At 65.5% G+C, this 13,155-nt stretch carries 13 protein-coding genes; 1 reads left to right on the top strand and 12 read right to left on the bottom strand.

Going from position 1 to position 13,155, the window contains the following annotated elements; genetic code table 11:
• Window positions 1-28: 28 nt before the first annotated feature.
• The 11 genes from HD883_RS19610 to HD883_RS19560 all read right to left on the bottom strand — a co-directional run bounded on the left by HD883_RS19610 (window position 29) and on the right by HD883_RS19560 (window position 11,431).
• Entirely contained in the window at window positions 29-832 is an 804-nt protein-coding gene (locus tag HD883_RS19610; protein WP_179588445.1) for a GntR family transcriptional regulator, read from the bottom strand.
• Between the two features lie 306 nt (window positions 833-1,138).
• Window positions 1,139-1,879: an ABC transporter ATP-binding protein gene (locus HD883_RS19605; RefSeq protein WP_179582351.1), complete on the bottom strand. Its 741-nt coding sequence runs from the start codon at window positions 1,877-1,879 to the stop codon at window positions 1,139-1,141.
• Entirely contained in the window at window positions 1,863-2,807 is a 945-nt protein-coding gene (locus HD883_RS19600) for an ABC transporter ATP-binding protein (protein WP_179582353.1), read from the bottom strand. Before HD883_RS19600 ends, HD883_RS19605 begins: the two co-directional genes overlap by 17 nt.
• Window positions 2,808-2,826: 19 nt before the next feature.
• The gene (locus HD883_RS19595; RefSeq protein ID WP_179582355.1) at window positions 2,827-4,707 is read right to left on the bottom strand and encodes an ABC transporter permease; all 1,881 of its coding nucleotides are present in this window, start codon (window positions 4,705-4,707) and stop codon (window positions 2,827-2,829) included.
• Window positions 4,708-4,731: 24 nt separating this feature from the next.
• Window positions 4,732-5,865: an ABC transporter substrate-binding protein gene (locus HD883_RS19590; protein WP_179582357.1), complete on the bottom strand. Its 1,134-nt coding sequence runs from the start codon at window positions 5,863-5,865 to the stop codon at window positions 4,732-4,734.
• 108 nt (window positions 5,866-5,973) lie between these two features.
• On the bottom strand, window positions 5,974-6,876 hold the full coding sequence (locus tag HD883_RS19585) for a LysR family transcriptional regulator (RefSeq protein WP_179582359.1): 903 nt from the start codon (window positions 6,874-6,876) through the stop codon (window positions 5,974-5,976).
• Between the two features lie 21 nt (window positions 6,877-6,897).
• Window positions 6,898-7,863, bottom strand: coding sequence for a tripartite tricarboxylate transporter substrate-binding protein (locus HD883_RS19580; protein ID WP_179582361.1), 966 nt, complete (start codon window positions 7,861-7,863; stop codon window positions 6,898-6,900).
• Window positions 7,864-7,872: 9 nt separating this feature from the next.
• Window positions 7,873-8,661, bottom strand: coding sequence for an alpha/beta fold hydrolase (locus tag HD883_RS19575; protein WP_179582363.1), 789 nt, complete (start codon window positions 8,659-8,661; stop codon window positions 7,873-7,875).
• A gap of 202 nt (window positions 8,662-8,863) precedes the next feature.
• On the bottom strand, window positions 8,864-10,270 hold the full coding sequence (locus tag HD883_RS19570) for an ammonium transporter (RefSeq protein ID WP_179582365.1): 1,407 nt from the start codon (window positions 10,268-10,270) through the stop codon (window positions 8,864-8,866).
• Window positions 10,271-10,291: 21 nt separating this feature from the next.
• Window positions 10,292-10,630 carry a P-II family nitrogen regulator gene (locus HD883_RS19565; RefSeq protein ID WP_179582367.1) on the bottom strand — a complete coding sequence of 113 codons (339 nt, stop codon included), beginning with the start codon at window positions 10,628-10,630 and terminating at the stop codon, window positions 10,292-10,294.
• A 54-nt stretch (window positions 10,631-10,684) separates the two neighbouring features.
• Window positions 10,685-11,431: a TorF family putative porin gene (locus HD883_RS19560; RefSeq protein ID WP_179582369.1), complete on the bottom strand. Its 747-nt coding sequence runs from the start codon at window positions 11,429-11,431 to the stop codon at window positions 10,685-10,687.
• Between the two features lie 269 nt (window positions 11,432-11,700).
• Between HD883_RS19560 and HD883_RS19555 the strand changes: the two genes are divergently transcribed.
• On the top strand, window positions 11,701-12,033 hold the full coding sequence (locus tag HD883_RS19555; protein ID WP_179582371.1) for an accessory factor UbiK family protein: 333 nt from the start codon (window positions 11,701-11,703) through the stop codon (window positions 12,031-12,033).
• 104 nt (window positions 12,034-12,137) lie between these two features.
• On the opposite strand, the gene dmpG is transcribed toward HD883_RS19555, so the two are convergent.
• Window positions 12,138-13,151, bottom strand: a complete 1,014-nt coding sequence (dmpG, locus tag HD883_RS19550) for a 4-hydroxy-2-oxovalerate aldolase (protein WP_179582373.1) — start codon at window positions 13,149-13,151, stop codon at window positions 12,138-12,140.
• Between the last annotated feature and the right edge of the window lie 4 nt (window positions 13,152-13,155).

Genomic DNA, 13,155 nt, shown 5'->3' with positions numbered 1-13,155 from the left:
AAGGTGTTCGGGAAAACGAAGCGCGCGGTCATCGCCGGACGGGGGTCCGGATCAACCGCGCGCCGGGTATCTGGTCCAGCGCCTGCTGGTTGCGCAGCACCGCCTGCTGGTTGCGCAGCACCGCCTGCATGTTGCGCAGCGCGATGCGGGCGTGTTCGCGCATCAGCGCTTCGGCGCGCGCACCTTCGCGGCCTTCGATCGCGGCCAGCACCATCCAGTGCTGGTCCTGCGCGACGGTCAGGGTGCGCCAGGCTTCCAGGTCGCTGGCTTGCGCCAGCAGAAAGCCATTGGGCGATGCGAACGGCAGGCTGCTGGCGCGGCTGATCTGCCGCGCAATCACGGTGCTGCCGGGCAGGTGCATCAACATGCGGTGGAACTGGCGGTTCAGTTCGACATAGCTGGACAGGCTGTCGACGCTCTTGTCGGCATTGCCCAGCACGGCATCGATTTCGGTCAGGCAGTCGCGCATCGCGGACAGGTCGCCGGGCGACACGCCGCGCTCGGCCGCCATCCGGACCGACAGGCCTTCCAGCGTGCCGCGCACTTCGATCGCATCGCGGATCTCGTCTTCAGTAAACGCGCGCACGGCATAGCCGCCCGACGGAATGACTTCAAGCAGGCCTTCGTCTTCCAGACGGGCCATCGCGGCGCGGATGGGGGTGCGGGAAATCGCCAGGCGCTCGGCCAGGCTGGGCTCCGACAGGCGCATGCCGGGCGCCAGGTCGCCCGACAGGATCAGGTCGCGCAGGCGCAATTCGGCCGCCGTGGTCTGGGTGCCACCCGCCTTGGGGGTGGCGTCGGCGCCGCGCAGGTCGGCAAGCGAACGCGGCATCATGCGGCGCCTTCAATGCCGGAATGGCAAGAGCGCGGGCAGGACGTACTGGAGTACGTCCACCAGGTACAGGAAAGGGGATGCGCCATGGTTGTCTCGGACCGGCTGCGTGTTATGAACCGAGACTGTATACAGGCAGGCGCGGGGCGCGCAACGAATTTGGCGTGCTGCTAGGGAAAACGCGCAGAAAACGGCGGTGTGTATACAGCTGCAGTACACACCGTGTTTGATCGGCGATCAACACCGTGTTGCCCCAGGCCGCCGCGTTGGAAGACGCGATCGACTGAACAGCAGCCCTGCCCTCGCCTACGCGGCGCCCAGGTACGCCTTCTTTACCGCCGGGTCGGCCGCCAGGTCGGCTGCCTTGCCTTGCAGGATCACGTGGCCGTGCTGCAGCACATAGGCGCGGTCGGCCAGTTCCAGCGCGATGCGTGCGCTCTGCTCGACCAGCAATATCGTCTGCCCTTGCGCCTTCCACTGGAACAGCACTTCGTAGACCATGTCCACGAATTTGGGCGACAAGCCCATGGACGGCTCGTCGATGCACACCAGCCGGCCGCGCCGCAGCCACGCGCGGCCCAGCGCCAGCAGTTGCTGTTCACCGCCCGACAAGGTGCCGGCGGCCTGCTTGCGCCGTTCGGCCAGCCGCGGAAAGGCGGTCAGCACCGCGTCCAGATCGGCGGCGACGCCCGCCTTGTCGGCACGGCGCGGATAGGCGCCCATCATCAGGTTGTCGATCACCGACATTTCCGGAAAGACGCGGCGGCCTTCGGGCACGCTGGCCACCCCCAGATCGATCACGTCGGCCGGCGCCATGCCCTGGATGGGTTTGCCTTCGAACAAAATGCGGCCGCGTGACGGGTGCACCAGTCCCAGCACGGACTTGAGGGTGGTGGACTTGCCCGACGCGTTGCCGCCCAGCACACCCACCACTTCGCCGGCCTGCACATGCAGGCTGACGTTGAACAGGGCCTGCACGGCGCCGTAATGCACGTCGATGTCGTCGACCACCAGAAAGGATTGAGCGTGTTCAACCAAGATGCGCATCCGACGAAGCAGGTCTGAAAGAGGTGGCCCCAGGCGTTCCGGGCGCCCCGCTGCCCCGGCTGCGCCCCAGGTAGGCCTCAACGACTTCGGGGTGATCGAGCGCGGCCTCGGGCGTGCCTTCGGCCAGCATGCGGCCATGATTCAGCACCATCACGCGATCAGCCACGCGCCGCACCAACGACAGCTTGTGTTCGACTACCAGGATGCCCAGCGCCGGACGCAGCCGCCGCAACTCGAGCACCAGGTCGGTCAGCTCGGCCGTTTCCGTCGGGTTCATGCCGGCGGCGGGTTCGTCCAGCAGCAGGTAGTCGGGGCGCGCGGCCAGCACGCGTGCGATTTCGAGCCGGCGGCGATTGGCGTATGACAGCGTATAGGCGGGCTGGTCGCGGCGCGGCCACAGGCGGTCGCCAAACAGCTGCAGGGTGTCGCGTACGATCGCTTCCTGCTCGGCTTCGCGTTGACGCCATCCTTTCAGGCCCAGCAGCGCACCCGCGATTTCATGCAAGGGATTGGCCATGCGCGACCCCGTGCCGCGCAGCAGCCGCGCCTGGACGCCGAGCAAGGTGCTCTGCCACACGGTCAGCGCCGGGAACACGCGCGACGTCTGGAAGCTGCGGCCCACGCCCAGGCGCGCGATGCGTTCGGCCGACAGGCCGTCGATCCGCCGGCCGTCGAGCCAGATGCGGCCGCTGGTGATGCGGTCCACGCCGGTGGCCAGTTGCAGCAGGGTCGACTTGCCGGCGCCGTTGGGGCCGACCAGCGCCAGCGTCTCGCCAGGCGCGAGCCGCACGGTCACGCCATCGACGGCCTTCACGCCACTGAAATGGCGCGCGACATTCTCGAGAAAGAGCCCCCGGGCCGGGCCCGCGGCGGCCTGCGAAGTTGCCTGCAACGCGGCCTGCGAAGTTGCCTGAGCCGCCGGTTCCATGATCTGTTCCGCCATCGCCTTACCTTGCCCCCAGCAGGCCCTGCGGACGCCACCGCAGCATCAGCAACAGGACCAGGCCATAGGCAATCATTCGCCATTCGGCAAACGGCCGCAGCACTTCAGGCAGCAGCGTGAGCAAAAAGCCGGCAAGCGCCGCGCCGGTCACGTTGCCGAGGCCGCCCAGCACCGCCATGGTCAGCAGCAGCATCGACGCCTGCACCGTAAAGCTTTCGGGGCTGACCACGTTCTGCACATAGGCGAACAGGCCGCCCGCCGTGCCGGCCAGCAGGCCCGATACGGCAAAGCCCATCAGCAGATAGCGCCGCACCGGAATGCCGGCCACATGCGCGGCCAGCCGGTCTTCGCGAATGCCGCGCCACACGCGCCCGATCGACGATTCCATCAGCCTCTGCACCAGGAACAGACCGACCGCGGCCACGATCGCCACCAGCCAGAACTTGTCGGTGACCGACCCCAGGCGCAACCCGCCCAGCAGCGCAAACTGCGGCGCCGGAATATTGACGAAGCCCATCGGCCCGCGCGTGACGGACAGCCAGGTCATAAACACCAGAAACAGAATCTGCCCGATGGCCAGCGTGCCCAATGCGGCGGTATGTCCACTGAGCCGTGCCAGGGGCAAGGCGGCCACCGTGGCCACTACCGCTGTCAGCAAGGCCGCACAGGGCAAGGCGAGTTCGGCCGGCAAGCCATAGGTGTGCGACAGCACCGCCACCCCATACGCCCCCACGCCATAGAAGCCGGCGTGCCCGATGGACAGAATGCCGATCGACCCGGACACCAGCGTCACACTGGCCGCCAGCAGCGTAAAGATCATGCCGTAGATCACCGCTTGCAACAGGTAGCCGCTTTGCGTGATCAGCGGCAGCAGGCATAGCACCGCGCCCGCCACCAGGAAGCCCCACGGGGGCAGTTCCCATACACGGTGCACCCCGCGCTGGCTGGACGCGGACGCAAGCAGACTGGTGGTGGGCATGGACCCGCTGGCCGCGCCTCCGCCGCCCAGCGCATCCAGCCGCCGGTCGCCCAGCAGGCCCTGCGGCCGGAACACCAGGAACACCAGCACCAACGAAAACGCCACCAGGTCACGAAAGCCTTCGCCGATATAGGCGCTGGCCAGGGTCTCGACAATGCCCAGCAACAGCCCGCCCAGCACCGCGCCCGGAATGCTGCTGAGCCCGCCCAGCAAGGCCGCGGCAAATCCCTTGAGACCAAACGGCAGCCCCATTTGCGGGAACACGCTTTTGAAGTACAGGGCCACCAGCACGCCGCTCAGTGCGCCCAATGCGCCGGCCAGGCCGAAGGCCAGGCGTTTGACGTCGCCGGTGCGCACGCCCAGTTGCGCGGCGGCGTCGCGGTCCTGCGCGGTGGCGCGCAGGGTGCGGCCCATCCAGGAACGCGACAGGAACAGGGTCAGCGCCAGCGCGGCCAGCACGCCGAAGCCGAAGATCATCAGGTCGGTGCTGGTCAGGTAGGCCCCGCCGAAAAAGAAGGTGACCTCTTCAAACGGCAGCGGAAACGGCTGCCCTTCCGGCGACCAGATGATTTCGGCCAGCTGGTCGATGATCATGCTGATGGCCAGCGTGGACAGCACGGGCGCTACCCACGGCCCGTTTTCCAGCGGCCGCAGCGCGACCCGTTCCAGCAGCATGCCCAGGCCCGTGACCAGCAGCACCGACAGGACCGCCGCGACCACCAGCGGCAAGCCCAGCCAGGTCACGCCGCTGAACGCAAAAAACGCCCCGAGCATGAACAGGGCGCCTTGGGCGAAGTTGATCAGGTTGGACACCCCGAACACCAGGCTGAAGCCCAGTGCGATCAACGCATAGACCTGCCCGATGGCCAGGCCATTGAGCAGTTGACTGAAGAACAGTTCGATCATGACAACGACGGCATCCGGCGCCCTTTATTGGAACAGTGCGAATTCGCCGTTGCGCACGGTGATGAAGGTCGGCGCCTTCTTCACGTTGCCGTTTTCATACTTGGTGGTGCCGGTCACGCCTTCGTAGGCGGGGCCATTGGCCAGTTCGTTGCGCACGGCTTCGCCGGTCAGGGGCTTGCCCGATTTGACGACCCGGCGGATCGCCGCAACACCCACGCCGGCCGCGTCGTAGGCCAGCGCCGCGAACTGGTCGGGCAGCTTGCCGTACTTGGCCTTGTAGGCATCCGTGAATGCCTTCTTGGAAGGGTCCTGCGCAAAGAAGATGGTGTGCAGCACGACGCCTTCGGCTGCCTTGCCGCTCAGTTCCACGAACTTGGGCGACGTCAGCGGAATGCCGCCGCCTACCGGAATGGTGACGCCGGCCTGGCGCAGCTGCTGGATGAAGATGGACGCTTCCTGATACGGCAGCGCCAGGAACACGCCTTCGGGCTTGAGCGATTTGATCTTGCTGACGAAGGGGCGGAAGTCCTTGGCATTGGGCATCACGCTTTCCAGCAGCAGCACCTTGCCGCCGGCCTTTTCGATCGCGGCAGCCGTGGCCTTGCCGGTGTACACGCCCCAGTCATCTTGCGAGTATGGAATGACGACAGTGTTGGCCTTCAGCTTCTTCTGGATGGTGTCGGCGTTGTACTGCGCCAGCACGTCATCGGTATTGTTCTGGCGGAACAGGTAGTTGCTTTGCTTGGTGAAGTCCGGGTGCGATGAGGTCGGGCTGATCTGCGGAATCCTGGCTTCAATGAACACCGGCGCCGCCGCTACCGAGGCGGTCGTCGACCACGATCCGATGGCCAGCACCACGCCCTTGGTGCCTGCGATCTTGCGCGCCACCGAGGCGGCTTCCTGCGGCGAATTGCGGTCGTCTTCCACGATCAGGTTGACCGGCCGGCCTTCGATCCCGCCTTGCGCCTTGACCTGGTCCAGGTACAGCTCGACCGCGTTCTTGAAGCTCGCGCCATATTCGGCAAAGTTGCCCGACAGGTGCGAAAAGAAGCCGATGCTGATGGGGTCGGCCGCGTGCGCGGAAGGCGCCGCGAGCAGCAGGGGGAACACCGCAGCGAACAAGGACGAGCGGAACAGGCGGGGGCGGGACGAGCGCATGCGGGTGACCTCGGAGTTAGGATCGACACGTTAAGACTAAATTGACGAAACGCTAACGTTTTATTGGCAATATGCAAATGTGATGGTGCACGGAAACGGCCGGACGGTCTACGGCTTTTCCAGCTTGCGGGTCAGGTGCTGGCCCAGGTATTCGACCAGCACGTGTAGCCGCGACGGCGTCGGATCGGCGCTGCGGTAGAACAGGTAGACAGCGCGCGGATCGGCCACCATGTGCCCCGGCAGCACGCGCACCAGCGCGCCGCTGGCCAGATCGTCGCGCACCAGGAAGTCGGGCAGCCGGCCGATGCCGACGCCCCCGCGAGTGATGGCGTAGACGGCGTTGGCAAAGCCGCCGAAGTTGCCGGCCACCGTGATCGGTTCGACCTTGCCGTCCACCTTGAACAACCACTTGTCGCGCGTTGCGCCCGATGGGCCGACGCTCAGGCAGTTGTGCCGGGTCAGGTCGTGCGGATGGGCGGGCGTGCCGTGGGTGCCCAGATAGGCGGAGGTCGCGCAGAGCACCCACGGGTTGTCGCCCAGCTTGCGGCTGACGTAGTTGGGCAGCGGCGCGCCGGCCGCGCGGATGATCACGTCGGCGCCGTCGGACTCGGCCGTCTCGACGTGATCGCTCAACATCATCCTGACGTGCACCTTGGGGTGCTGCGTCAGGAAGTCCGGCAGCATCGGCAGAATGAAGCGCTCGGCAATGCCGGCATGGCAGCTCAGGCTGACCTCGCCTTCGGGCGCGTTCGACAGGTGCCGCACCCCATGTTCCAGCGCCCGCAGATCGTGCAGCAGCACGCGTGCGCGGTCCAGGTAATGCCGGCCTTCGGGCGTGATCATCAGCTTGCGGGTGGTGCGTGCGATCAGCGTGACGTTCAGGCGCGCTTCCAGTTGCGTGATGCGCTTGCCGATGGCCGAAGGCGTCAGGTGGTGCACGGCGGCGGCCGCGGCAAAGCTGCCGCGGTCGGCCACGGTCACGAACAGCTGCATGTCGTCAGTGGAGTCCATGCGGCATTATCCCGCGCCGGCTTACTCCGGCTTCACGCCCGCATTCTGCAGCAGTTCCTTCCACTGCGCGGTGTCGCGCACGACGCGGGCCTGCAGGGCTTCGGGGTTGCCCTGGCCGTCCATGACCACGGTGCCCAGGTCCTTCATGCGCTTGCGAAAGGCCGGGTCGGCCTGCGCGGCCTGCACCGCGGCGGCGAGCTTGGCAATCACAGGCTGCGGGGTGCCCTTGGGCGCCCACAAGGCATGCCAGATGCCCATCTCGAAGTCCTTCAGGCCGGATTCCTGCATGGTCGGCACGTCGGGGATTTCGGCCAGGCGCACCTTGGTCGTGACCGCAAAGGTCTTGACCGCCAGGCCGGGGGTGTAGCCCGACACGCACATGGCGTCGATGCGTTTGCCCAGCACGTCGGTCATGCCCGGGGCGATGCCCTTGTACGGCACGGGCTGGTATTCGGCGCCGATGGCGTTCATCAGCAATACGGAACACAGGTGCGATGCCGAGCCGACGCCCGCATTGGCGATGGTGATGCCGCCGGGCTGCTTGCGGGCGTGCGCAACGAATTCCTGGAAGTTCGACGCCGGGAAATCCTGGCGCGCCAGCAGCAGCATGGGCAGGTCGGCCACCAGACCGATCGGTGCAAAGTCCTTGACCGGGTCGAAGCGCAACTTGGCGTACAGCGCGGGCGCCGTCGTCAGGCCGACATGGCCCAGCAGCAGCGTGTACCCGTCGGCCTGGGCCGCGGCCACCCGGGCCGCGCCGATGGTGGCGCCGGCACCGCCCACGTTTTCGGCGACCACGGTCTGGCCCAGCGTCGCGCGCATGGCTTCGGCCAGCGACCGGGCCACGGCATCGGTCGGCCCGCCCGCCGCGAACGGCACGATCATGGTGATGGGCTTGGTGGGGTAGGCATCGGCGGCAGACGCGCCCTGCATCAGGGCCGCGGCGGTCAGTCCGGCAAGCAGGGGCACAAGGCGAAGTTTCGGCATGATCTGGTCTCAGGAAGGAAGGGAAGAAGTGGCGGGCACCGGGGTTTCCAAAAACGCCCGCAAGCGCGACGTGTAGAGGTCGGTCTGTGTCGTCGGCGGAAAATGGCCGCCGCTCAGCACCGTCAGTTCCGCGCCGCGTATGGCCTGCGCCAGCTGCTCGGCGTGATGGAACGGCACGATCGGATCGTCCATCGCGCCCAGCACCAAGGTGGGGGTCGTGATCCGGTGCAGGTCGTCGGCGCGCGAGTACGAGACCAGCATGTCGATCCGTTCCGCGGTCACCGCGACTTCGGCCGGGTCATCGCCTTCGCGGCCGCGACCCCGCGGCGGCAAGGTCGCGGCGTAGCGGTCATACAGATGCGCGGGGTAGGCCAGCAGCGCGCCCTGCGCCTTGTACAGGCCCAGCCCGGCGTCGATCAGGGTGCGGCGGCGGATCTCGAACAGGTCGCGAAAGCGGCGGTCGGCGGCGGCCCAGGTCGAACTCAGCACCAGCCGGTCCAGCACCTGGGCATGGTCCAGCGCCAGGGTCTGCGCGACCAGCCCGCCGGTCGAATGGCCGACCACATTGAAGCGGGCGATGCCCAGCGACGCGGTCACTTCCAGCACCGCGTCGGTCAGGTCGGGAATGGTCTGCGGGCCGCGCCGCGGGCTGTTGCCGCTGCCCGGATGATCCAGGGTGACGACCGTGTAGTCGGCCTGCAGGCGGTCCATGACGGGCGCCCAGAATTTGCCCAGTCCGCCCAGCCCGGCAATGAAGACCACTGCGGGACCGGTGCCGCGACACTCGTGACTCAACATGCTGGCTCTGCCTTCCTTCCGTCGTTTGTGCGTTCAGGCGCGTGTGCGCATGCGTATCAGCATAGGCCGCGTTTCGAGCGGAATTTTCTCGAATCGCGCATCCAATTCCGATGGGCAGGCCGCAGCAAGCCGGACGGGCAGGCAACAAAAAGCCCCGGTCAGCGAAACGCTGGCCGGGGCCAATACCGCAGTCAGGCAGAGATTACGAGTGGTAGGCGGTTTCGCCGTGCGTCGTGATGTCCAGACCTTCGCGTTCGTCTTCTTCCGACACGCGCAGGCCGATCAGGGCATCCACCAGCTTGTAGGCGATGAAGGCAACGACAGCCGACCAGATGATCGTGATGCCGACACCCTTGGCCTGGATCCACAGCTGCGTCACGATCGGGTTCGAACCCACCGTGCCGGCCACCCAGTCGGTGACCAGGCCAGGACCGCCCAGCGACTGGGCGTTGAACACGCCAGTCAGCAGCGCGCCCAGGATGCCGCCCACGCCGTGCACGCCGAACACGTCCAGCGAGTCGTCGACCTTCAGCATCTTCTTCAGACCCGTCACACCCCAGAAGCAGACCACGCCCGAGAGTGCACCGATGACCATCGCGCCAACCAGGCCGACGTTACCGGCAGCCGGGGTGATCGCAACCAGACCCGCCACCGCGCCGGACGCAGCGCCCAGCATGGAAGGCTTGCCCTTGACGGCCCATTCGGTCAGCGTCCACAGCACGACGGCGCAAGCCGTTGCCGAGAACGTGTTGATGAAGGCCAGCGCGGCGGAGTTGTTCGCTTCAAGCGCCGAACCGGCGTTGAAACCGAACCAGCCCACCCACAGCAGCGATGCGCCAATCATGGTCATTGGCAGGTTGTGCGGCTGCATGGCTTCGCGGCCATAACCCAGACGCTTGCCGATCACATAGGCGCCCACCAGACCGGCCACGCCGGCGTTGATGTGCACCACGGTGCCGCCCGCGAAGTCGAGGGCGCCCCACTGCCAGATCAGACCGGCGGTAGCGTTCAGTGCATCGACCTTGGACGCGTCGGTGTACGCATCCGGACCAGGCCAGAACCAGACCATGTGGGCAATCGGGATGTACGCGAACGTGAACCAGATCACCATGAACAGCAGCACGGCCGAGAACTTGGCGCGTTCCGCGAACGAGCCGACGATCAGCGCGCAGGTGATGCCCGCGAACGTGGCCTGGAAGGCGATGAACGTGATTTCAGGAATCGCGACGTCCTTGGTGAACGTGGCGCCATTCGAGAAGGTGCCCGCGACGTTGTCGAACACGCCCTTCAGGAACAGGCGATCCAGCCCGCCAAAGAAGGCGTTGCCTTCGGTAAACGCCAGCGAATAGCCATAGATGAACCACAGCACGACGATCAGCGAGAACGTGACCAGCACCTGCATCAGGACGGACAACATGTTCTTGCTGCGGACCAGACCACCGTAGAACAGTGCCAGGCCGGGCACCGCCATCATCAGGACGAGCAGCGTCGAGACGCTCATCCAGGCGACGTCGCCCTTGTTCACGGTAGGCGCTGCCAACGCCGGTGCGCCATACATGAAGGCGCCCAGCGAAAGCAAGCCCAGCACTACTGCCAGATGTTTTCTCATTTTAAAAATCCCTTGGTCCTATCAAAGCGCGTCTTTGCCGGTTTCGCCGGTACGAATTCGAATGACCTGCTCCAGCGGGAACACGAAGATCTTGCCGTCACCGATCTTGCCGGTGCGGGCAGAACTTTCGATGGCTTCCAGCGCGCTTTCCACCAGCTCGTCGGAAAGCGCGATTTCCACTTTCACCTTCGGCAGGAAGTCGACGACGTATTCAGCGCCGCGATAGAGCTCGGTATGACCTTTCTGACGGCCAAAACCCTTAATTTCTGTCACGGTGATGCCTTGCACGCCAATCGCGGACAGGGCCTCCCGGACTTCGTCAAGCTTGAACGGCTTGATGATTGCGGTAATGAGTTTCATACGATCCCCACGGGAAACGGTTCAGGAAGTGCGGCAAACGCGCCGCACGGACAATTAAAAAGCTCTGGTCAGGTTGACGACGAGACCGAGGCGGCCGGCGTCCTTGCCCTTGGTGGTCTGGTACCAATCCTTCTTGCTGGTGGTCACGAGCGACGCGCCCACGAGCCAGCCGTTCAGGTCCTTGGTCACACCGGCGCGGTAGTCGATGTAGCCGTTGATTTCGCTGCCGTCCGACTTCGTTGCGTTCTTCAACTTCTGGTAGCCGACGTGGGCGTTCGCGCCCCAGCCATTGCCCAGGTCGAACACGGCTGCCGCGTCAAGGTAGAAGTTGTTCTTGCTGCCCGGCGTGCCGAAGAAGTTCGAGACACCGTGCGAATACTTGAGGGTGAAGGGACCCCAGCCGCCCGCACCGTAGATTTCCGTGTTGTCGATCGTGTGGCCGCCCAGGTTCGAGCCCGGATAGTAGTAATACAGAGTACCGATATCCCACGAGAAATCGCCAGTCTTGAACTTATAGCCGCCGTAGAAGTCCATCTCGATGTTGCCGCCGGAATACAGTTCGCTGGCGACGTTCGAGTTCCAGTTGCCCAGATAGAAGCCCGAGCTGTGCGCAAAGTCGAAGCCACCCTGGAACGCCGGACGCATGTTGGTCTGGCTGAAGCCACGGAAACGGTAGTCACTGAACAGGCCGGCGTTGCCGGTGAACGTGTAGTCGGGGGTCGCGGCGACGACGGCGGTCTGCGCCATGGCCGAAGACGAAGCACACAAAGCCAGGGCGGCAGCGATCAATGTTTTTTTCATAGTGCGTTCCGAGTCAGGGTTGTCGACGGCGTCGTAACAGGACAGCCTCCGGGTGTTACAGAGCATTTCCCGTGCCAGGTTGAGCCCCCGGTGTGCGCACCAAAAGCGCGTTCTCGTCGTACCAGTTTGGTGCGCTCGACAGCGCGCCGCCTCGTCGCGCACCAACTCGAGGCGGCCACCGCATTCACACCCCCTTGCAACCCGTCCGAGCATCCTGGCGATCGCCGGACTACACTCCTGCCCAGGGAGCTCGATAAAGGACACGCAACATGATCAACCGCACCGCATGGTTCGAAGACCTGCAAAAGAACATTTCCGACCTGATTGCCCGCAGCCCCGCCGCCGACATCGAGCGCAACGTCAAGGGCATGATGGGACAGGCATTCAGCAAGCTGGACCTGGTCACGCGCGAGGAATTCGACATCCAGACCGAGCTGCTGGCGCGCACCCGCATCAAGGTCGACGCGCTGGAACTGCAGGTCAAGGCGATGGAGTCGCGGCTGGCGGCGCTGGAATCGCCGGCAGCGGCGCCGGCTGGCGCTGCCGCGGGTTCGGCCGCCGGACCGTCGGCGGGCCTGCCACCGGCTTCCACGCCGCTGTAAGGGTCTTGCCGGCCGGCTGCATGCCCCGCTACGGGGCATGGCGCGGCGGGCAACAAAAAAGGGCGGGTATCTTGCGATACCCGCCCTTTTCATTCAGGCCCTGCTTATTTCTTGAGCAGGTCCAGCGCCACGTCGACGATCATGTCTTCCTGGCCGCCCACCATCTTGCGTTTGCCCAGCTCGACCAGGATATCGACCGTCTTCAGGTCGTACTTGGACGCCGCCGCTTCGGCATGACGCAGGAAGCTGGAATACACGCCGGCATACCCCAGCGCCAGCGTTTCGCGGTCCACACGCACCGGGCGGTCCTGCAGCGGCCGCACGATGTCGTCGGCCGCATCCATCAGCTTGAGCAGGTCGCAGCCGTGGTTCCAGCCCATGCGTTCGGCCGCGGCAATGAACACTTCCAGCGGCGCGTTGCCCGCGCCCGCGCCCATGCCGGCCAGGCTGGCGTCGATCCGGTCGCAGCCTTCTTCCACCGCCACGATCGAATTGGCCACGCCCAGGCTCAGGTTGTGGTGGGCATGCATGCCGGTCGTGGTTTCCGGCTTCAGGATGTCCTTGAAGGCACGGAAACGGTCACGCACGTCATTCATGTTCAACGCGCCGCCCGAGTCCACGACGTACACCGTGGTTGCGCCGTAGTCTTCCATCAGCTTGGCCTGCTTGGCCAGGGCCGACGCCGAAGTCATGTGGCTCATCATCAGGAAACCCACGGTGTCCATGCCCAGTTCGCGGGCATAGCCGATGTGCTGCTTCGATACATCGGCTTCGGTGCAGTGGGTGGCGACCCGCACGATCCGCGCGCCGGCGTCGTACGCCGAACGCAGGTCGTGCACGGTGCCCACGCCCGGCAGCAGCAAGGTCGCGACCTTGGCGTGCGAGACGGTTTCGGCCACGGCTTCGATCCATTCCAGATCGGTATGGGCGCCAAAGCCGTAGTTGAAGCTCGAGCCCGACAGGCCGTCGCCGTGCGCGACTTCAATGCTGTCGACCTTGGCTTCGTCCAGCGCCTTGGCGATGTCCTTGACGTTCTGGATGCTGTACTGGTGACGGATGGCGTGGCTGCCATCGCGCAGCGTCACGTCAGAGATATAGAGTTTCTTGTTGGGTGTCATGGTG

Source organism: Pigmentiphaga litoralis (assembly GCF_013408655.1).
Taxonomy (GTDB): Bacteria; Pseudomonadota; Gammaproteobacteria; order Burkholderiales; family Burkholderiaceae_B; genus Pigmentiphaga; species Pigmentiphaga litoralis_A.
Note: the sequence above shows the minus strand (reverse complement) of the source record. Positions and strands in the feature narration are given on the sequence as shown.